Origin of the sequence: Novacetimonas cocois (genome assembly GCF_003311635.1) — a bacterium.
Lineage (GTDB): Bacteria > Pseudomonadota > Alphaproteobacteria > Acetobacterales > Acetobacteraceae > Novacetimonas > Novacetimonas cocois.
On record NZ_QEXL01000007.1, the window covers coordinates 52,073 to 71,273 of the forward strand.

At 60.5% G+C, this 19,201-nt stretch carries 18 protein-coding genes and 1 tRNA gene; 8 read left to right on the top strand and 11 right to left on the bottom strand.

Annotation, left to right across the window (positions count from 1 at the left end; all coding sequences use genetic code 11):
* Positions 1 to 225: 225 nt before the first annotated feature.
* From NJLHNGOC_RS06495 to NJLHNGOC_RS06515, 5 genes are all read right to left on the bottom strand, one after another.
* A complete protein-coding gene (locus NJLHNGOC_RS06495; protein ID WP_113595645.1) occupies positions 226 to 420 on the bottom strand; it encodes a hypothetical protein in 195 nt (64 codons plus the stop codon).
* Between the two features lie 14 nt (positions 421 to 434).
* Positions 435 to 1,670, bottom strand: a complete 1,236-nt coding sequence (locus NJLHNGOC_RS06500) for a tyrosine-type recombinase/integrase (RefSeq protein ID WP_113595646.1) — start codon at positions 1,668 to 1,670, stop codon at positions 435 to 437.
* Positions 1,671 to 1,785: 115 nt separating this feature from the next.
* Positions 1,786 to 1,860 (bottom strand) — tRNA-Thr (locus NJLHNGOC_RS06505).
* Between the two features lie 103 nt (positions 1,861 to 1,963).
* A complete protein-coding gene (gene dksA, locus NJLHNGOC_RS06510) occupies positions 1,964 to 2,377 on the bottom strand; it encodes an RNA polymerase-binding protein DksA (RefSeq protein ID WP_113595647.1) in 414 nt (137 codons plus the stop codon).
* A 131-nt stretch (positions 2,378 to 2,508) separates the two neighbouring features.
* Positions 2,509 to 4,071 carry an efflux transporter outer membrane subunit gene (locus NJLHNGOC_RS06515; protein ID WP_113595648.1) on the bottom strand — a complete coding sequence of 521 codons (1,563 nt, stop codon included), beginning with the start codon at positions 4,069 to 4,071 and terminating at the stop codon, positions 2,509 to 2,511.
* A gap of 213 nt (positions 4,072 to 4,284) precedes the next feature.
* Between NJLHNGOC_RS06515 and NJLHNGOC_RS06520 the strand changes: the two genes are divergently transcribed.
* From NJLHNGOC_RS06520 to NJLHNGOC_RS06530, 3 genes are all read left to right on the top strand, one after another.
* On the top strand, positions 4,285 to 4,992 hold the full coding sequence (locus NJLHNGOC_RS06520) for a TetR/AcrR family transcriptional regulator (RefSeq protein ID WP_113595649.1): 708 nt from the start codon (positions 4,285 to 4,287) through the stop codon (positions 4,990 to 4,992).
* 179 nt (positions 4,993 to 5,171) lie between these two features.
* Complete coding sequence (locus NJLHNGOC_RS06525; RefSeq protein ID WP_113595650.1) at positions 5,172 to 6,389, top strand: Tm-1-like ATP-binding domain-containing protein; 1,218 nt, start codon at positions 5,172 to 5,174, stop codon at positions 6,387 to 6,389.
* The gene (locus NJLHNGOC_RS06530; protein WP_113595651.1) at positions 6,389 to 7,219 is read left to right on the top strand and encodes a phosphoenolpyruvate hydrolase family protein; all 831 of its coding nucleotides are present in this window, start codon (positions 6,389 to 6,391) and stop codon (positions 7,217 to 7,219) included. Before NJLHNGOC_RS06525 ends, NJLHNGOC_RS06530 begins: the two co-directional genes overlap by 1 nt.
* 166 nt (positions 7,220 to 7,385) lie before the next feature.
* Here NJLHNGOC_RS06530 and NJLHNGOC_RS06535 read toward each other — a convergent pair whose 3' ends face one another.
* From NJLHNGOC_RS06535 to NJLHNGOC_RS06545, 3 genes are all read right to left on the bottom strand, one after another.
* Positions 7,386 to 7,856, bottom strand: a complete 471-nt coding sequence (locus NJLHNGOC_RS06535; RefSeq protein WP_133258679.1) for a hypothetical protein — start codon at positions 7,854 to 7,856, stop codon at positions 7,386 to 7,388.
* A gap of 129 nt (positions 7,857 to 7,985) precedes the next feature.
* Positions 7,986 to 8,492 carry a MarR family winged helix-turn-helix transcriptional regulator gene (locus tag NJLHNGOC_RS06540; RefSeq protein ID WP_113595653.1) on the bottom strand — a complete coding sequence of 169 codons (507 nt, stop codon included), beginning with the start codon at positions 8,490 to 8,492 and terminating at the stop codon, positions 7,986 to 7,988.
* Between the two features lie 31 nt (positions 8,493 to 8,523).
* Positions 8,524 to 9,480, bottom strand: a complete 957-nt coding sequence (locus tag NJLHNGOC_RS06545) for a S41 family peptidase (protein ID WP_165837859.1) — start codon at positions 9,478 to 9,480, stop codon at positions 8,524 to 8,526.
* A gap of 371 nt (positions 9,481 to 9,851) precedes the next feature.
* Between NJLHNGOC_RS06545 and NJLHNGOC_RS06550 the strand changes: the two genes are divergently transcribed.
* Positions 9,852 to 11,345 carry an FAD-dependent monooxygenase gene (locus NJLHNGOC_RS06550; RefSeq protein ID WP_113595749.1) on the top strand — a complete coding sequence of 498 codons (1,494 nt, stop codon included), beginning with the start codon at positions 9,852 to 9,854 and terminating at the stop codon, positions 11,343 to 11,345.
* Between the two features lie 4 nt (positions 11,346 to 11,349).
* On the opposite strand, the gene NJLHNGOC_RS06555 is transcribed toward NJLHNGOC_RS06550, so the two are convergent.
* Positions 11,350 to 11,952, bottom strand: a complete 603-nt coding sequence (locus NJLHNGOC_RS06555) for a TetR/AcrR family transcriptional regulator (RefSeq protein ID WP_113595655.1) — start codon at positions 11,950 to 11,952, stop codon at positions 11,350 to 11,352.
* An 88-nt stretch (positions 11,953 to 12,040) separates the two neighbouring features.
* Here NJLHNGOC_RS06555 and NJLHNGOC_RS06560 point away from each other — a divergent pair, with 88 nt between their 5' ends.
* Together NJLHNGOC_RS06560 and NJLHNGOC_RS06565 are read left to right on the top strand one after the other, a co-directional pair.
* On the top strand, positions 12,041 to 13,474 hold the full coding sequence (locus NJLHNGOC_RS06560) for a coniferyl aldehyde dehydrogenase (RefSeq protein WP_408890642.1): 1,434 nt from the start codon (positions 12,041 to 12,043) through the stop codon (positions 13,472 to 13,474).
* Positions 13,475 to 13,612: 138 nt separating this feature from the next.
* Positions 13,613 to 14,932, top strand: a complete 1,320-nt coding sequence (locus NJLHNGOC_RS06565; RefSeq protein ID WP_113595657.1) for a S41 family peptidase — start codon at positions 13,613 to 13,615, stop codon at positions 14,930 to 14,932.
* A 258-nt stretch (positions 14,933 to 15,190) separates the two neighbouring features.
* Here the strand turns inward: NJLHNGOC_RS06565 and NJLHNGOC_RS06570 are convergent, their stop codons facing one another.
* On the bottom strand, positions 15,191 to 16,357 hold the full coding sequence (locus tag NJLHNGOC_RS06570; RefSeq protein ID WP_165837860.1) for an acyltransferase family protein: 1,167 nt from the start codon (positions 16,355 to 16,357) through the stop codon (positions 15,191 to 15,193).
* Positions 16,358 to 16,966: 609 nt separating this feature from the next.
* On the opposite strand from NJLHNGOC_RS06570, the gene NJLHNGOC_RS06575 reads away from it, so the two are divergent.
* Both NJLHNGOC_RS06575 and NJLHNGOC_RS06580 read left to right on the top strand, forming a co-directional pair.
* Positions 16,967 to 17,665: a DUF3047 domain-containing protein gene (locus NJLHNGOC_RS06575; protein WP_239021375.1), complete on the top strand. Its 699-nt coding sequence runs from the start codon at positions 16,967 to 16,969 to the stop codon at positions 17,663 to 17,665.
* Positions 17,666 to 17,736: 71 nt separating this feature from the next.
* Positions 17,737 to 18,297 carry a GNAT family N-acetyltransferase gene (locus NJLHNGOC_RS06580; RefSeq protein ID WP_239021376.1) on the top strand — a complete coding sequence of 187 codons (561 nt, stop codon included), beginning with the start codon at positions 17,737 to 17,739 and terminating at the stop codon, positions 18,295 to 18,297.
* Between the two features lie 53 nt (positions 18,298 to 18,350).
* Here the strand turns inward: NJLHNGOC_RS06580 and NJLHNGOC_RS06585 are convergent, their stop codons facing one another.
* Entirely contained in the window at positions 18,351 to 18,830 is a 480-nt protein-coding gene (locus NJLHNGOC_RS06585) for an Hsp20/alpha crystallin family protein (RefSeq protein ID WP_113595661.1), read from the bottom strand.
* Between the last annotated feature and the right edge of the window lie 371 nt (positions 18,831 to 19,201).

Consider the following 19,201-nt stretch of genomic DNA (forward strand, 5'->3'; position numbering starts at 1 on the left):
CAAGGCTCCATCCCATATGTTTTAGGAGATAGGAGGCAAGGTCCTGGGCATATGAACGCTNNTCATGCCCCCTACAGGGGTCATTTTCAAAAAGGCATGCCTACCTAACGCACATACCCCTTATTTTTTTGTGCGCGGTTTTTTTTGAAAAGTGGTTTCTTGGCAGTTATCCGGGAATAAATCGACGGACCAAGACTAAAGCCAATCCTGCCACATGTCTGTGGTTCATGCGCCAGCCGGGGACATCCCCGGCCATGGCTTGCCAGTGAGCAAGGGGTAGTTCTTAACCGGGTCTTCGGCAATCAGAGCCAAGGCAGTTGCCAGATATCCGCTCATGGTCCAACCGTTTTCCTTGAGGATGGCTTTAGCCTGTTCTTTGGTCTCACGCTCTATCGTGAAGCGTATGCGTGCCGTCTTCATTCCAATCCCCTATTTCAATATGAGGTTGCCCGAGGTCTCAAATCCTCACGCATGGATTCAAGCGTTACATGCGAATAGAACCGCTCTATCATATCAACCGATGTCCCGCAGTTTTTCGCCAATTTGTAAACACTCACGTTCATGTTGAGCATGCTTGTGATATGATAATGCCGAAACGAATATGCCGTGCGATTAACACCGCGATAATCCTTTTTCAGATTACATTCTTCAAGGAGCGCATTAAGGCCACTGTTATATGATTTGACTTGCTGTGCGTTTTCATCAGCAAAGACATAATCGTCAGACAGTGGGTCTCGCTGCCATATTTCTTTCTGGACAGTCCATATCAGACCAAGGTCGGGAAGGATGTTATCCTGCGGTATGAATTCACGGAATTTTCCTTTCCCATAGACTCGAATCGTGACCTTCTGCCCTTCATATTTCCTATCGGCATTGAACCCAAGAATATCACTCCATTTGAGCCTTTGGGCTTCGGTCGGGCGCATTCCTGTGCCTACCATTATGCCAATGTAGGCATACAGCATGGTGCGGTCGAATTTAACGCGAGGATGATGCTGGGCTTCGAGAATCCGCCTATAGGCAGTCGCTTGTAGAGTTTGGATTTCCGCAGGCGCAAAGGAAGGACGTGCGTTGTCAGTCGCCGTTACCTTATCAAAGGTGGGAACAGCTACGATATAGCCGTGATCCTTACAGTAGGTCAGAAACTTTTTTAAAATGACCTGTTCACCATATAGCGTCGAATCACTGGGTTCGATTCGACGCGGAGGGCGCGAGATACGCTTGCCTGCCCTCATATAGATGATCAATTGAATATCCTTGCCTGGGCCAGTGATCCAATAGGCTTTTCGCCAAGGCAAGAAATTGCTCAAGGTTTTGGTGGTAAGATGTGCGACTTCCTTACGACCACAAAATTCCACCACGTAGCGGCGCAGGAAAGCCGCGTGCGTGTCCTTTAGCGTTTTGGCCTGTATGTATTCCTCAATCACTTGGGCAACGGTCTTGGCGCGGGCCTCGAGCCCCGCTTCGGCACGGGCTTGTGCCGCATAATAGACTTTTGCTGCCCGCCGGTTAGCTTCTACCTCGTCTGCGGTTTTGAGGGATTCGCGTATCTGTCCCTGACCGGGAAGGGAAAACCGAACGGACCAGTTTCGGGTGCCCGGACGCCTGAACACGACCCATTCATTTTTTGAGAGTGCTACCGGACTGTGCTTGAAACTGTGCTTTTCCATTACCAACCCGTTGAAAACACTAGGCACAAAATCCTGTGCCAAGACTGTGCTAGTGTATTTCCAACGGCTTAAAGAAAAAAGCCTCTGCCTAATTGACTGTTTTCATTAGGTTTTCTGGTGCTGCTGGACAGGATTGAACTGTCGACCTCTCCCTTACCAAGGGAGTGCTCTACCACTGAGCTACAGCAGCGACGCCGTTGGGCGGTTGGTAGCTTTTCCCGTCCCGCGTTGCAACCCCTTTTCACGGGATTTTATGCATCCTGCGCCAACGCGGGACGGGAACGGGGCTGGAATCAGTCGTCGCGATGGATTTTTTCCATGCGTTCGTGGCGTTCCTGCGCCTCGATCGACAGGGTGGCGATGGGACGCGCCTCCAGCCGTTTCAGGCCGATCGGCTCGCCCGTTTCCTCGCAATAGCCATAGGTGCCGGCCTCGATGCGCTGCAATGCCTGATTGATCTTGGAAATCAGCTTGCGCGCGCGGTCGCGGGTGCGCAGTTCAAGCGCCCGGTCGGTTTCCACGCTGGCGCGGTCGGTAATGTCGGCTTCGTGGATGCCGCCTTCGGACAGGCTGGCCAATGTCTCGTCCGCTTCCTTCAGAAGTTCCGCCCGCCACCGCAGCAGCTTGTGACGGAAATATTCCACCTGAAGGGGATTCATGAACTCCTCAGAGTCCGAGGGATGATAGTCGGGTGGCAATGTAAGCATGTTAACTGGTCCCTGCGCCTCGGCTCCGGCATGCGGCCCCCGCGTCGGGACCGGCATGGCGGAACCGCGCGGCTTATATCAGGCGAGTTCAGGCCGCGCCAAGCATTTCCGCACGATCCGGGTCTTTTCCGCTATGCCGGGTGCGATGCGGCCGGGGGTGTGGCGGGTGTTGTGGCGGCGGTTTTCACGGCGGCCTTCTTCTTTGGCATGTTCTCGGGATAGGTCGTCTCCCACCCGCCGCCAAGCGCGTTGTACAGCCGTACGAGGTTGCCTGAAATCGCTGCGGTGCTGGTGGTCAGGTCGGATTGCGACGACAGCAGCTGGCGCTGCGCGTCGAGCACCGTCAGGTATGTCACCATCCCCCTGCCATACTGGTCCTGCGCCAGACGGAGGGAGGCACGGTTGGCCTCCACCTGGGCTGCGATGAAATCATGCCGCCGCTGTTCATCGGTATAGGCGGTCAGCGCGTTGTCCACGTCATGCCATGCCTGCAGCACCGTCTGCTGATAGGCGATGGCCGCCTCCTTCTGTTCGGACTTGCGCAGTTCCAGCTGCCCGCGCAGGCGGCCGCCCTGGAACAGCGGCAGGGTGATCGACGGGCCGACGTTCCATGCCTTTGCGTTCCAGAAGCCAAGGTCGCGGAACGACAGGGATTCGAATCCGAAACCGGCATTGATCGTCACGCGGGGATAGAATTCGGCCACGGCCTCGCCCACCTGCGCGGTGGCGGCATGCAGGCTGGCCTCCGCCCGGCGGATGTCGGGCCTGCGCCGCGCCAGTTCCGACGGCACGCCGATCGGCACGCTGGGCGGTACGGGCGGGATGGCCGACGCCACCAGCAGCTTGTCCGCCAATGCGCGCGGCGGCTCGCCCATCAGCATGCTCAGCGCGTTGACCTGCGTCACCAGCTGCTGTTCCAGCCGGGGGATGCGCGACACCGTCCCCTCCAGCTGCGCGCGGGCGCGTTCGACGTCGAGGTCGCTGCTCATGCCATGGTCGTAACGCTGCTGGTTCAGTTCCAGCATGCGTTGCGCCACGTCGCGGTTTTCCATCACGATGCGCAGCTGTTCCTGCACCCCGCGCAGTTCCATGTAATCGCGCGCAACCTCGGACTGCCGGGAAATCAGCATGCCGCGCCGTGCCTCACGCGTGACCTGCGCCGATGCGGCCGCCGCCTCGTACTGGCGGCGCACGCGGCCCCACAGGTCCATTTCCCACGTCGCGTCGATGCTGTCGCGCCACTGGTTGAACAGGGGGATCTTCGCCTGTCCGGGGGGCACGGCGCCCATGCCGGGGATCAGGCCGTCGGGATGTTCCTGGTCGATGTCGGTCACGATGCGCTGCAGGGTCTTGGTGCTGTACTGCTGGCGCGCGTACGATCCCGCGGCCGACATGGCGGGAAAGCGCTCGGCGCCGGCGATGCGCAGCTCGGCGCGGCTTTCGGCCATGCGGTAGGCAAAGCGCCGGACGTCGAGGTTGTCCGTCGCCACCCTGCGTTCCAGTTCCGACAGGACGGGATCGTGGAAACAGTCCCACCATGCGGGATCGGGCGTATCGTCCGTCACCTGGCTTGCAACCGGCTTTTCCCCGGCTGCCGTCGTGGTGTGCATGGTGGCGGGGCCGCCATACTTTTTGGGCGTCCACGGAGTCGGCTTGTGAAAATTGGGGCCGACCGCGCATCCGGCCGTCACCATCGACAACCCGACCACGGCGGTGCGCCATGAAAATCCCCTAACCACCAACGCGGCCCCCTGTTGTCCTTGTCGTCAATACGATAAACCTGTTCGTACGCAACGGTTACGCGATATCATTTACCATTGACCGATCAGTTCGGTCAGCTCCATAACCTATCCGCTTTACGCATCGGGTCAATCGAAACTAACGGACAAAAGGTCAGGATACGTCTGATGGCTGCAGCGCCCCCACCCCCCGGCCGGGATCACCCGCCGGTCCAGCCAGTGGGCACCACCGCGACGGGCACGTCACCGGCCAAGCGCGCGCAGATCCTTGCTGGCGCGGCGCGCATCTTCGCCGAACATGGATACGAAGGGGCCAGCATGTCGTGCATCGCGCGCGACGCGGGCGTGTCCAAGGGGACGCTCTACAACTATTTCGACAGCAAGGCGGTGCTGTTCTGCGCCTTCATCGAACAGTGCACGCGCGAAAAACTGCCGCTGATGTTCCGCCGCATCGACGAGGGCGCGACCCTGGCGGAATCGCTTGAACACGTGGCCACGGCGCTGATCCAGCTCATCATATCGCCCATTTCGCTGATGCTGAACCGCGTCATCGTGTCAGAGGCGGGGAATTTCCCCGAACTGGCGCAGACGTTCTGGACGCACGGCCCGCAGCAGGCCACCAGCATCCTTGCCGCGTGGCTGGCCCGCGCACCGCAGAGCGACCTGCTCGACGTGCCTGACCCGCTTTTCGCGGCGGAACAGTTCTATGCCCTGTGCCAGACGCACATCGCCGGGCGGGCGCGCATGCAGCTGCCGGTCGATACCTCCGACGAATATATCGCCTTTGTCGCGCGTTCGGCGGTGCGGGTGTTCCTCAATACCTATCAGCGCGATGGACAGCGTCTGCCGCCCCTGCCCTATCGCGCCACGCCGTGACGCCGCGGTGACAACGCGCGGCGGCGGGCCATCGGGCGCCCGGAAAACCGCGATCGGGATGACATAATATTGCTCCGTCCTTTTTCACGAAACCGTGTCCCCGCCGGGCCGGGGACGGGGGTTGCGCCGTTGTCGCCTATACGCAGACTCTGGCGCCGGACAAGGATCAGGAGGGTGACGTGGGACGTGTATATGTGGTCGGCACATGCGACACCAAGGCCATCGAGCTGCGCTATGTCCACGACCTCCTGACGGGACAGGGCGTGTCCGCCGTCATCGTGGATGTCAGCACCGCGCTGCGCGCGCCATGTTCGGAACAGTCCGATACGATCGACCCGGCCACCGTCGCCGCCGCCCATCCCGATGGCCCGCAGGCGGTGTTCACACGCCGGCGCGGCAGCTCCATCGCCGCCATGGCCACGGCGCTGCGCCGGTTCCTGTGCGCGCGCGACGACGTGGACGGGGTGCTGGGAATCGGGGGGTCGGGCGGCACCGCGCTGATCGCGCCCGCGCTGCAGGCCCTGCCGCTGGGCCTGCCGAAGATGATGGTCTCCACCGTCGCGTCGGGCAATGTCGCGCCATATGTCGGCGGGTCGGACATCGCCATGGTCTATTCCGTGACGGACATGGAGGGGCTGAACCGCCTGTCGCGCCGCATCCTTGCCAACGCCGCCAACGCCATGGCGGGCATGGCGGCCCACCTGCCGCCCGCGATACACGATACGCGCCCGGCGGTGGGGCTGACGATGTTCGGCCTGACCACGCCATGTGTCGAACGCATCGTCAGCGACCTGGAGGACACGTTCGACTGCATGGTCTTCCACGCCACCGGCACCGGCGGCCGCGCGATGGAACGCATGGCCGATTCGGGGCAGCTGGCGGGCATCATCGACGTCACGACCACCGAAATCTGCGACTTCCTGTCCGGCGGGATCTTCCCGTGCGATGACGACCGGCTGGGGGCCGCCATCCGCACGGGCGTCCCCTATGTCGGCAGCTGCGGCGCGCTGGACATGGTCAATTTCGGCGCGATCGATACCGTGCCCGCCCATTACCGCGACCGCGTGCTGGTGGAACATAATCCGCAGGTCACCCTGATGCGGACCTCGGTCGAGGAATGCCGCGCGATGGGCGAATGGATCGGCCACCGCCTGAACCAGTGCCAGGGCGAGGTACGGTTTTTCCTGCCCGAAGGCGGCTTTTCCCTGCTGGACCGCATGGGGGAACCCTTTTACGACCCGCAGGCGGACCAGACCCTGTTCGAGGCACTGGAACGCACGGTGGAACAGACACCGCGACGCCGGTTGATCCCCCTGCCCTATGGGGTGAACGACACGGCGTTCGCTGATACGCTTGCGGCCACGTTCCGCAGCCTCTTTAACGGAGAACACAGCTGATGCCTTCGATTCCACGCGCAGAAATCCTGAAGAAATTCCGCAAGATGATTGCGGACAAACATCCTATCATCGGTGGTGGCGCCGGCACGGGCCTGTCCGCCAAGTGCGAGGCGGCGGGCGGCATCGACCTGATCGTCATCTACAACTCGGGCCGGTATCGCATGGCCGGTCGCGGGTCGCTGGCCGGGGTGCTGGCCTATGGCAACGCCAACCAGATCGTCATGGACATGGCGCGCGAGGTCCTGCCGGTCGTCCCCCACACGCCGGTCCTGGCGGGGGTGTGCGGCACCGACCCGTTCGTCGATTTCGATGTGTTCCTGGATGATGTGAAGCGGATCGGCTTTTCAGGCATCCAGAATTTTCCGACCGTGGGGCTGATCGACGGGAATTTCCGCCGCAACCTCGAAGAAACCGGCATGAGCTATGCGCTGGAGGTCGATGTCGTCGCGCGCGCCCATAAAAAGGACCTGCTGACGACGCCCTATGTCTTTGACGCGGAACAGGCACGCGACATGACAAGGGCCGGGGCCGACGTGCTGGTGGCGCATATGGGCCTGACATCGGGCGGGGCCATCGGGGCGGGCACCACCATGACGCTGGAGGATTCGATCACGCTCATCAACGAGATTTCCGAGGCCGCGCGCTCCATCCGGCCGGACATCATGCTGCTGTGTCATGGCGGCCCGATCGCGATGCCCGACGACGCGCAGAAGGTTCTGGATAACTGTCCCGACTGTCATGGCTTCTATGGCGCATCCAGCATGGAACGCCTGCCGGTGGAGGTCGCCCTGACCGAACAGACCCGCCGGTTCAAGAACATGAAGCGCTGAAAGGCGGCACCCGTGGGGCCGTGCGTGCTGCGCGGCCCCGACCATGCCCTGGAATCATAAAAGTTTCCGGGTGCTACCTTTTCCCCAAAATGCCGCGTCTTTCAAAGCTTTTTGCAAAAAGCTTCACCAAAAACCTTTCGACAGCATGCAGGGGGCTGCGTGACGTCTATTTGTGGGATGGGTGAAAGATGGTGAATTGCGCATGGCAGATGGTCATGCGGCCATGTTCCGGCTGTCCCACCCATGTTCCGATCAGGGTCGTCTCACGCCCCGCATGTGCTGGATCCTGCAGGGTGTAATGCAGCTGCTCCGTCACAAGCGGCACCCCGTTGATCGAGACATCGCTCAGGATTTTCCTGTCCAGTCGCACCGCGCTGCGGTTTTCCGGCGCATAGAAGGACAGGACCTGCGCACGGTCATCAATGTCCCCCACCGGGGAAATTTCATGATACCCGGCACACAGCAGGGGGGCCATGTCCGATGGACGGAATTCGTCCTCGGCCGTCAGCAGGTGATCGACCGCCTCCGACAGGGGGGATGCGTCCGCCCGGCCTGCGAACGCCACGCAGGCCAGCGAAAGCATGAAGGCAACCGGCAGGACACGACAGCGGAACCCTGAAACACGACGTCTGTGCATAAACCGGCTTTCCTGAACCCATGAACGGACATTCAGCACGCCGCAGGAACGGCTGAACTCCTCCCGCACCTTACCCCGATTCATTTCTGTCTTGCAACAAGGCACATGAAACCGCCGGATGCCGCCCGTTCAGCCATCCGCTGTGCCAACCGGTCGGTCAAGCAGGGCGGAGATGCGGTCGAACAGCGACATCCGTTGCAACGCGTCATCCAGGCGGTCGAAGACATCCACCACGCCCCCCGCCTCCCTGTCGAGCATCGCCGCCGCCTGATCGAATACCTCCCACAGCGGCGTCAGTTCACGGACCCGGCCCTGCCCCTCGGGCGTCAGGAAAAGGACCCGGCGACGCCCGTCGTCGGGATCCGGCCGGGATGCGACAAGGCCCGCGGCCTCCAGCGAACGCACGGCCTGGCTGACGGAGACATGCGTGATATGCAGCCGTTCGGCGATCTGCCCGATCGACAGGGGGCCATTTCGCACGATCTGGTTGAGGGGACCGAACCAGCGCTGCTCGAACTTTATGCCAAGCGTCGCGTAAACGCGTGTCGCATCGCGATCTATCTGCTCCGACAGGCGCCGCAGCCGCGCGCCCAGCGCCTTGCCACGCGCATCGCGGCTGAAATCATGCCCGCTCATGACCACACCGCGACGGATATCGGGGAGGTCGTCATTTCTTCCCGCCTTCCAGTTTCTGCCTCAGAAACTCCCATGCCAGCATTTTCACGTCCGCCGGGTCCGCCTCCACGTCCGGTCGCACGCCAACACCTTCCCAGTCCGCGTGGCTCATGCGGCCCTCCTGCCGGTAGCGGGGAAGATAGAGCGTAAAGCCGCCGGGCAGCAAAACGCCGTCGCGCACCACATGCGCGGCCCCGGCGGTGCGACCGCCGACAAGGGTTGCCCGATGCTCCTCCCGCAGGGAAAAGGCCAGCGATTCCGAACCGGACGCACTGCCTCGGTCGATCAGGATAACCAGCGGCATGTCCTTCGGAAAGCGCGGCCATGCGGGTTCCCTGACGTCCTCCACACTGACCGGCTGTCCGGCGCGGTCGAAATCCTGAAACGTGGGGGGCGCCCCGTCCGGCAGGAATGTCCGTTCCACCATGCTGACCGTGCCGCCATCGCCGCCCGGATTGCCACGGACATCGATGATCAGCCCCCGTGAATCGCGCAACAGCGCGAAAGCGTTCGCCAGCCGCGCCTCCACCCACGGGGCCGGGGCCCATGCCGACAGGCGCAGGTAACCGATCCCGCCGGGCAGGCGGCTGACATCCCTGATGCCGAAATTGTCGGCCAGCGCGTCCGCATCCGGCCGCGCCGGGGGCGTAAGGGGATCGGGCGGCCCGGGCGCCACACGCAGGTGCAGGTCATTGAGCGCATCGCGCGTCATATCCGTCAGGATCGCGGCCTGTGCCGGGGCATCGCCACAGACATGCGACACATCCCGCTCACGCACGCCATGTCGCAGTCTGTCCGCTGCCTCCGCCCCCCGCGCGGGCAGGACATAGCCGCGTTCCAGCGCATCGGCGATCGCATTGACGGTGGGGCGCAGATCCGGGCATGGCGTCGCGGGGCGCGCGGCCGCGACTGTCGCCACCATCAACGTGGTCGCAAGGGACCCCGCCATCACAATTCCGCTTCGGGCGCGTGACATATGAAAAGGTCCCCGTTCATGGATCAATATACGTAGGTGCCTACATATACAGACCGGACACGTCAATCCCCCACCCGGCCCGTCAAGGCCCCCTGTCCCCCGTGGGCATATGTACGTAACTGGCGGGGCGCCGCACATGGCTGAAAGGATCTTGCAGAACCCCACCCACGAAACATCCTGTCATCATAAAGAAGTTTTTGGTGAAGCTTTTTGCAAAAAGCTTCGAAGAACGCAGGTTTCCTGGAAAAAAGGCAGCGGCCGGAACGGGCCGGACGCGTCCGGCGTTACCGGCGGGACGGTTGCCCGGACATCGGGACAGCCATTTTCCCCTGCGGGTGACAGCCATGATGAAGCCTGTTCTTGTCGTTGGCGCGGGACCTGTCGGCCTGACCATGGCTGCCGAGCTTGCACGGTATCGCATTCCCGTCCGGATCATCGACAGGGCGCACGGGCGCACCGATCAGTCCAGGGCCCTTGCCATCTGGCCACGGACCCTTGAACTCCTCAGGGCTGCGGGGTGCGTTGATGCCTTTGCCGCCACCGGGCTGCATGCCAGGGCCGTCAGCATTCATTCGGACGGCAGGGTCCTTGGCCGCGTCGCATTTGGCGAAATTGCATCACCCTTCAATTACCTGCTGATGATCCCGCAATCGGAAACCGAACGACTGCTTGAGGCGCATCTGCTGTCTCTTGGCGGAAAGGTCGAACGCGATGCCGAACTGACGGCGTTCGTCGATACGGGCGATGGCGTGTCCTGCACCATCACGCGTGCCGGAAACGGAGACGAGGTCGTGGAGGCCGCCTGGCTGATCGGATGCGACGGGGCGCATTCGTCCGTCCGCCACCGGCTTGGGCTGGCGTTCGAGGGGGATATCCTCTCCACCGCCTTCATCATTGCCGATGTCCGCGTGGCGGGCCTGCAAGTTCCGTCCGACGAACCGGCGATCTTCTGGCATCCTGACGGGGCCGTCATGTTTTTTCCGATATCGCCCGACCGATACAGGATCATTGCCGATATCGGTTCTGTCCCATCATGCGAACCGACCCTGCGGCAGGTGCAGGCGATCGTCGCGCGGCGCGGGCCGGGCGGCATCACCCTGTCCGATCCCGTCTGGCTGTCGCATTTCGGGGTCAATGAACGCAAGGTCGCGGATTACCGCGTGGGGCGGGTGTTCCTTGCGGGGGATGCCGCGCACGTCCACAGCCCCGCTGGCGGACAGGGCATGAATACGGGCATGCAGGATGCCTTCAACCTGGCGTGGAAGCTGGCGCTTGTCATGCGGCAGGAGGCCCGCGCGGGCCTGCTGGACAGTTATGGCCCCGAACGCGGCCCGGTTGCCCGGCAGGTCCTGACCGGTTCCAACCGCATGACCAGGGTTGTCCTGCTTAAAAACCGTCCGGCCCGGCTGCTGCGCGGCCTGGTCGTGCGGGCGCTCTTTCGCATCCCGGCAATCCGTCGCGCCCTTGCCAACGCGCTTTCCGGGGTCATGATCCACTATCCCGACAGCCCCCTCAACACAGGGGGGGCCACAGGGTCGCGGCACCCGCGTCCGGGGCGGCGCCTTGATCCCGGATGTGGCGTCGGCGCGGGCGACCTTCCGCGTTTCACGCTGGTGGCCCGGGACGATGCCGGGGCGCGGGCCATGATCGCGCGGCATTCCACCCTGCTGAAACCCGATCTCTGCCCGCCCCCGGATGGCAACGGCATATGGCTGGTGCGCCCCGATGGCTATGTCGCGGCGGCGGCGCGCGGCGGGGACTGGCCGGTGATCGACGCGGCCCTGACACGGCTGGCGGCAGGGACGCGCGCCGCAACAGCCCTGAAACAACGGTCCTGAAACATCAGCCACACATCCCATCAAGCAGCACGTCCAGCGCGGCGCGGACCGGCTCCGTCCCGACCTTTTCCTCCAGCAGCTGTCCGTCAATCGCCAGCATCGCCAGCCCATGCACCTGCGCCCAGCCCGCCGCCGCCAGGGCGCTGATGGCGACCGGCCGGAAACTTCCGTCACGCTGTCCCTCCTGCAGAAGATGCAGAAGAATCCCGAATGTTTCCATGGCCGCGTCATGCAGGCGCGGGTCCGCCGTCCTGTCGGCATCCGTGCTGAACATCAGGCGGTAAAGGCCGGGGTCACCCAGCGCGAAATCGATGCAGGCCCGCGCGCCGGCGATGAACTTCGCCCGCGTCGAAAGACCGTCCGACGCCATTGCCGCCGTCATCGCGCGTCCCAGCCGGACGAAACCGATCCGCGCCAGTTCGCGCAGAAGCTCCTCCCTGTCGTGAAAATGCTTGTAGGGCGCCGCGTGGCTGACGCCGGTGCGCCGCGCGACCTCGCGCAGGGTAAAGGTCCAGTTCCGGCTGGCGGCCAGCATGGCAAGCGCCGTGTCGATCAGCGCGCGGCGCAGGTCGCCGTGGTGATAGGGCCGGTCCGTTGTTTCACTCATCCGTGACACCCATGTTTACAGAAGAAACTTTCATTGACACCGGATCATTGCGCTCCATATCCTGCCCTGAGAAGTTTCTCCTGTAAACATGGAGGGCGCAATGCCCGACACGCCCCTGGCACACGCCACATCACCCGACCTGCCGGGCATCCTTGCACGGCAGCGTGCCGCCTTCATGCAGGACGGGCCGCCTGGTGCCGCGCGGCGCCGGGCCGACCTGCGCCGCCTGAAGGCCGAAATCCTGCGGCGGCGGGGCGATATCGTCCGCGCCCTGAACACGGATTTCGGCCAGCGGTCGGAACGCGAAAGCGCCATCGTGGAACTGATCCCGCTGGTGCAGTCGATCAATTACCTGACCTGCTATCTCGGTCACTGGATGAAGCCGAAGCGCCGGCATGTTTCCGCCTATTTCCAGTGCGGCGGCGCCTGGGTGGTCCGTCAGCCGATTGGCGTCGTGGGCATTATCGCGCCGTGGAACTATCCGCTTTCACTTGCCCTCGTGCCGCTGGCGACCGCCATTGCCGCGGGCAACCGCGCCATGATCAAGCCATCGGAGCTGACACCCGCCACGGCGGCGCTGATCGGGGAGATCGTGCGGGCGGTCTTTCCCCCGGAACAGGTTGCCGTCGTCACGGGGGATGCCGAACTGGGGGCCGCGTTCTCGGCCCTGCCGTTCGATCATATCCTGTTCACCGGCAGCACGGCGGTCGGCAGGAAGGTCGCTGCCGCCGCCGCGCGCAACCTGACCCCGGTCACGCTTGAACTGGGCGGCAAGTCCCCCGTGGTGATCGAACCCGGCTTTCCCATGGAACGCGCGGCGGACCGGGTGGCGTACGGCAAGCTGACGAACGCGGGACAGACCTGCATCGCGCCGGATTACGTGCTGCTGCATGAAGCGGACGAGGACGCGTTCGCCCGCGCCTACCGGCAGGCGGTGGAAAGGCTTCATCCGGGCGATTACGCAGGGTCGCCCGATTATACCGCCATCCTGAACCAGCATCATTACGAACGGTTGCGCGGCCTGATCCGCGATGCGGAGGAACACGGCGCGCGCGTCATCCGCCTGGGGGCCGATTCAGATACAGGCCATGTCCTTGCCCCCGCCCTGGTGCTGGGGACGACACCCGAAATGGCCATCATGCGGGAGGAGATTTTCGGCCCCGTCCTGCCGGTGCTGACATACCGCAACCCTGACGAGGCCATTGCCTTCATCAACGCCCGTCCCCGGCCCCTGGCGCTGTATTACTTTGGCGACAGGCGCGCGCAACGCGACAGGCTGCTGGAACGCACGGTTTCGGGGAATGTCACGATCAACGGGACATTGCTGCATTACGCCCAGGATGACCTGCCGTTTGGCGGCGTGGGCGACAGCGGCATCGGAGCATATCATGGAAGGGAGGGTTTCATGGCGCTTACCCATCCACGCGGCATTTACCGACAGGGCCGCATCAACGCGGCGACGCTTCTGCAGCCGCCGTTCGGGAAACTTACTGATATCATCACGAATTTCATCCTGAGGTAAGTGAAATCGGCTTTATGCCCGCGCATATGCGTCCGTCATAACGATACGGTTCGTGAATGAAATGTCATGCCGCGCGCCGGGGAAATGCGATAACCTCGGCATTGCTTCATCAGGGCTCATTACACGACGGGATATCGCATGAAATTACTGAAGCTGCTGGTTCTTGCCGCAGGCTGCACCATCCTTGGCCAACCCGCGCTGGCGTCATCCCCATGCCCGTCCGCCAGCGAGGGGGCACAGCTTCCCCCCCCCACCCTTGACCAGAAGATCTGGGTGGCGACGCGCATCTATGACACTGTCGGGAAATATTTCGCCCATTGGGAGGGGCTGCCGGTCGATTATGATTTCGACAGGCAGTACAAATCCTACATAACCGAGGCGGTTGCCAGTAAAACGCGCCTTGAATTCGACCTCGCCACGATGAAGCTGTTCGGGAGCCTTGCCAACGGACATACGCGTTTCTTTGACACGCGCCTGATGTGCGCGCCAAAGCTGCCGTTCCTGGCACAGCGCCTGCAGGGGAAATGGGTCGTCGTGCGATCCGCCCAGAAGGGGCTGGAACCCGGCGATACGATCGTGACGATTGACAATGTACCATTCGGTCAATGGGTGGACACGAAACTGCCCTATGTCCGGGGAAGCAACCTGACCGGAAGCGAAAGCACCCTGTTCTACCGCGCACTTGTCTGGCCGGTGCGTTTTATGTTGAAAACGCAGGATGGCCATGAGGTCAGGATCGATCGGGACAACCCGGCAACCGAACCCCCACGGGGACTGCCGACACCGCCGGGGGAGACACGCGTTTCCATGCCGGATGGTCGCATCCTGCGCATCGAAATCCCGAGTTTTAGCAAGCCGGAATACGAACGTTCGGCCGTCGATGCCATCCGGACGCACGCATCCGTACCGGTGCTTCTGCTTGACCTGCGTGGCAATGGCGGGGGCGCGAGCCCGATGGACCTTGTCCATGCGCTACTGGAACATCCGATCCGCGACATGCTTGACGCCACGCCGTTGCGCATCGGCACGATCGAGGCATGGCAGAAGGCGGGGATGACCGATTACGACGCCCTGTCGCATGCGATGCTGCGCACTGGCGGGCAGATGATCCAGCCTGACAATCCCATCTTTCACGGTCGCGTCTATCTTCTTACGGATCGCTACTGTGCCTCGGCATGCGAGGATTTCGTGACCTATATGCGTATTGCCCATCGGGCGAAAATCCTGGGCGAGACGACCGAGGGCACAACGGGACAACCCTACAGGGTCGATTTCCCGGACCTTGGCATGAATCTGATCGTCAGCACGCGTCGGGAATATTTTCCGGACTTCACACCTTTCGAGGGGATGGGGGTAAAACCGGACGTGGAGATACCTGTCACGCCGGAGATGCTGAAAGGCGGGCAGGATACTGTCCTGACGCAGGCTGAAACGATCATTCGCAACGACCTCCACTGACCCGTGGCGTGTTGCGTCCTGCGTTACGGGATTTCTGATTTTTCATGGCCGTAATGCTATGGTTTTGGTCTTGGCCCGCGCTTCGGGTATCCACCCATGCCCGCCGGTTTGATGGAAGCAGGCATAAAAGAGGTTTTTGGTGAAGCTTTTTGCAAAAGCTTCGAAAGACGTCGCCTTTTTAAAAAAAGGCGACACCCAAAAACTTTTGTTATTTTATCATGGCCTGTGGGAAATTATAGTTCCCAAGGGAGGCATGTATCAAAGCGGTCCCGACGCTGAAATTGTCCCTGATTTACAAACCTTCAGGAAACGCTGTCGAAGTGCCCTGTTCAGCGGATCGCCGAAGGTACGGGCAACACCACCCGCCACAATGACAGAAATCGCCAGAAACGTTAACAGCCAGGGGATTTGCCAGACAGTTCCAGGAGAGTTTCCCGGAACGATATCGCGCATGATGCCAAGCACGATGATATGGAACAGATATAATTCATAACTGTGCCGCCCCAGCCAACGCATGCCCTGCCCCAGAAACGAACGCCCCATGATGGTGGAGGGTCTGGAGAAGCTTCCGAAAATGATTGCCGCCGTTGAAAGGGCGATCACCGTAAAACTGAACTTCACATGCGCCCCATCAAACCCCCGCAGCCAGAAGATAACCAATATTATCCAGCCTGCAGCTTCCATGAAAATGGCCTGCCGGACCGAAGGTTGCCAATGCCGGGCCAGCATGGAAGTCAGGCAGCCAATGGAAATGGCATCGAAACATGCAGGATTGGCATATAAATAGAAAATGTCGTTATCCGCATGCGCGGCCCGATAAAAGGGCGCGATCATGATGAAAAGGAAGCACGGTATCGCAATAAGCCACTCACGCTTCAGGACAAGACATACAATCGGGAACAGGATATAGAAAACCTCTTCCACGGATAATGACCAATAGACATTCAGGGCATAGTCAAAATATCCCCAATGTTGCATCAGGATATTATGGAAAAAGGTCAGGACTGACAGGACGCCAAGCAGAAGCTCAGATGTCGGGTGCGGCCCCTCGGCAGCAAAGGAGGCCACCGAACACAGTCCCAGAATTGTAATGATGGCAAGGGCAAGAATAAGGCATGGTAAAAGCCGTGCGAACCGCCGGACATAAAATGACCGAAGTTGCACATGCCCCAGACCGCCATCCCGCCGCGCCGTGTTTGTGGCAATCAAAAAACCGGATATGACAAAGAACATCGTAACGGCGAAATTACCCCAGCCGATCAGCGAATATGTCCAGTCCCGCCCGATCAGATCCACAAGAAGGCCAGCATGCCACAACCGGTAAGTAAGGCTGAAGTGAAGCAACATGACCATGAAAATGGCGATGCCACGCAGGACGTCGATCCCGGCATTGCGTTGTTGGGGAACACCATCCCGTGGCGACATGCTGATACAGCTCCGTATTTTCCGTGGAGATTGCCCGACAGGCATCGGATTGCCAATGCGTAACGGTGAAATGAAATCTTCCATACAGGTCCGACCGGCATGACGCCTTTATTGCAGGGCAGGCTCCGAAACGAGGAAACAGCCCTTCCCGGATTCACAGAATATTGAATTAATGTGTTTTTCTATCATCATGCCATTTCCGCATAGTGATTTCCTTCTGAAAAATGACAGGTGGGGCAGCAGATGGAAACCGTCGAACGATCGGCCCTGAAAAAGGCGATTACCTTTTCCCGATTTGCGCTCCAGCAAAGGAAGGTGCGCAAAGTCAGGCTGGCTGAAATAACGCCCATCGGGCCGTCTGATGTCATACTTGATGGCAGCGAAACATCATGGTCCCCCACAGGTTTTCAGGCGACGAAGGGCAGGCGTTTTTCCGTTCGGGCGTCAGGCGCCAACATTATCGACAAACGGCTGGCGCTGTTTGTGCAGCCCAAATTTTCACTATGGATCCGGATTGGTGGGAAAGCCCCCATACATAAGGTTCTTTTCGATGAAGAAACCGTTTTCGAAGCCTGGGCGGATGGAACGGTCGAAGCATTCGCAAAAGGATTGTCCCTGTGGGCGGACGATGCGGGGACCGTCATGCCGGGGCCGCGCAAGAGGTTTGGGGATGGCATCGGCGTTCTGGTAAGTGCCACCGACAGGCCGGTGACAAAACCCGACCTGCCCGAAAACTGGAAGTTCATGCCCCTGTTTGGCGCGGTCAACATCTTTTCCGGGGACAGCAATGACATAACGGTCAGGACGTCCGAAGGGGACTGCTGCATCCTTCAGACCGATGTCGATGTTGCGTTGAATGACCAGACTGTTGCCGCATGGTCGTGGCTGGTTGAAAAGCTTCCGTCAGACCTGCCAGAAGATCTGGCGCTGACGCATGATTATATCAGCGTTGCGTTTGAATTCGATAATGGCCGCGATCTGACCTATATGTGGAGCAGGGAACTGCCTGCCGGTTATCACTTCCACTGCCCGCTTCCATGGTGGTGCCAGCGTGAGACACACTGGATTGTCAGATCCGGGACAAACGACCTCGGGACATGGCAGGAAGAGAAACGCCGTCTACTTTACGATTACCAGAAAGCCATTCCGGGCACGCCCCCATCCCGCATTACAGGCATCTGGCTGATCGCGAACTCCGTTTTCCAGCGCAGGGAGGGACGCGCGCGGTTCAGGGACATAAGGATCGAGGATCTCGGCGGGGGCACTCTGGCCAATGCCGGAAGTTATCTGAAATGCACCAGCACATGACCGATCGGGTTTTTCCCGAAGGAATGGTGTAATCGTAAAGGTTTTTTCGGTAAAGCTTTTTGCAAGAAGCGTTGAAAAGACGTCGCCTTTTTAAAAAAGGCGACACCCAAAAATTTCTACTATTTTTTATCCGGCTGTTTTCAGATAATCCCCTGCCATTGCAAGAGACGACCCATATGTTTGACATCCGCGAAGATGACCTGTCAGGGGAGCAGACGCGCGCGCTGCTCGCCCTGCATCTTGACAGAATGCACGCCTTTTCGCCCCCCGGCCATGCCCTTGATTTCTCAGGCCTCGCCACGCCAGAGGTGACAGTCTGGACGGCGTGGCATCAGGGCCATATCGCCGGGATAGGCGCATTGAAAATGCTGTCGTCCGATACGGGCGAAGTAAAATCCATGCGGACGCATCCCGATTTCCTTCGCAAGGGCGTGGGAACCGCGATCCTTGAAACCATTATCGCGACCGCGAAAAAACGGGACCTCCGGCGGTTGAGCCTGGAAACCGGCAGCGGCGCGGCGTTCGACCCGGCGCTGTCCCTTTACCATCGGCACGGTTTTGAAACTGGCGACGCATTCGGTTCCTATACATGCAACGACTTTACCCGGTGTCTGCATCTCGACCTGAGATGAACACCGGGTAAATCATTCATTCCCGGAACGGGAATCCTGAATGTCGATCGGGTTTAGTCCGCCTTGACCTCGATCTTTCGTTCCGCCGGCTTGGCCGGTTCGCGGCGCGGCAGAAAGATTTTCAGGACGCCATTCTTGATGCTGGCCGTGATGCCATCCGCGTTGATGTCATCGGACAGGGTAAAATGTTCCGAAAACGCGCCGAAGCTGCGCCCGGAGACGTGCTGCTTCTGCTCGGTCCCTTCAATCGGGCTCTTTTTTTCACCGGAAATCGTCATGACCCCGTTCGTGGTGCTCAGGGTAATGTCTTTTTCCGAACAGCCGGGAACTTCGATGAAAATGTGATAGCCAGATGCGTCTTCCGTAATATCCGTGGCCCCTATGCGCCCGGTTCCGAATGTATCGGGCGCACGGTAATCCTCGATAAGCCGGCCCATCTGGCGCTGCAGGACCGCAAAGGGATCCACGGTCCGTCCCTCACGATTGACGGAAGCATGCTGCGGCACGGCGATGAATGCAGGACGCGTGATCATGAAATCTCTCCTGACAAAATAAGAATATTATTCGATCCGGGATATGGCTTTTCCCGTCTGGCACAAAGCCTGTAACAGGCATGGCCGTCAGACAGTGATCCAGATCAATCTAGCCATGCTGCCAATTCCATGCTGAAATGATAAGTCATCAATGCAAATTTCATCATGAATACTATTGAAACAGGAAATTATATAATATTCAGAATAAAAATATTTCGGAAATGCGAAAACACCTGAAACCGGAGCCTCCGGTTTCAGGTTGACGGATGATATGGCGTTTTATGGCCTGCCACGTCATCGTCCGATGTCCCGATCGGGATCCCCTGCCGTATATTCAGGAACGAATCTCAATCCAGACATGCGTCAGGGAC

Bases quoted from the DNA above. Each gene is read 5' to 3' on its own strand.
- NJLHNGOC_RS06495 (WP_113595645.1), bottom strand. From the start codon at position 420: ATGAAGACGGCACGCATACGCTTCACGATAGAGCGTGAGACCAAAGAA.
- NJLHNGOC_RS06500 (WP_113595646.1), bottom strand. From the start codon at position 1,670: ATGGAAAAGCACAGTTTCAAGCACAGTCCGGTAGCACTCTCAAAAAAT.
- dksA (WP_113595647.1), bottom strand. From the start codon at position 2,377: ATGCTTACATTGCCACCCGACTATCATCCCTCGGACTCTGAGGAGTTC.
- NJLHNGOC_RS06515 (WP_113595648.1), bottom strand. From the start codon at position 4,071: ATGGTGACGGCCGGATGCGCGGTCGGCCCCAATTTTCACAAGCCGACT.
- NJLHNGOC_RS06520 (WP_113595649.1), top strand. From the start codon at position 4,285: ATGGCTGCAGCGCCCCCACCCCCCGGCCGGGATCACCCGCCGGTCCAG.
- NJLHNGOC_RS06530 (WP_113595651.1), top strand. From the start codon at position 6,389: ATGCCTTCGATTCCACGCGCAGAAATCCTGAAGAAATTCCGCAAGATG.
- NJLHNGOC_RS06535 (WP_133258679.1), bottom strand. From the start codon at position 7,856: ATGCACAGACGTCGTGTTTCAGGGTTCCGCTGTCGTGTCCTGCCGGTT.
- NJLHNGOC_RS06540 (WP_113595653.1), bottom strand. From the start codon at position 8,492: ATGAGCGGGCATGATTTCAGCCGCGATGCGCGTGGCAAGGCGCTGGGC.
- NJLHNGOC_RS06545 (WP_165837859.1), bottom strand. From the start codon at position 9,480: ATGGCGGGGTCCCTTGCGACCACGTTGATGGTGGCGACAGTCGCGGCC.
- NJLHNGOC_RS06550 (WP_113595749.1), top strand. From the start codon at position 9,852: ATGATGAAGCCTGTTCTTGTCGTTGGCGCGGGACCTGTCGGCCTGACC.
- NJLHNGOC_RS06555 (WP_113595655.1), bottom strand. From the start codon at position 11,952: ATGAGTGAAACAACGGACCGGCCCTATCACCACGGCGACCTGCGCCGC.
- NJLHNGOC_RS06560 (WP_408890642.1), top strand. From the start codon at position 12,041: ATGGAGGGCGCAATGCCCGACACGCCCCTGGCACACGCCACATCACCC.
- NJLHNGOC_RS06565 (WP_113595657.1), top strand. From the start codon at position 13,613: ATGAAATTACTGAAGCTGCTGGTTCTTGCCGCAGGCTGCACCATCCTT.
- NJLHNGOC_RS06570 (WP_165837860.1), bottom strand. From the start codon at position 16,357: ATGTCGCCACGGGATGGTGTTCCCCAACAACGCAATGCCGGGATCGAC.
- NJLHNGOC_RS06585 (WP_113595661.1), bottom strand. From the start codon at position 18,830: ATGATCACGCGTCCTGCATTCATCGCCGTGCCGCAGCATGCTTCCGTC.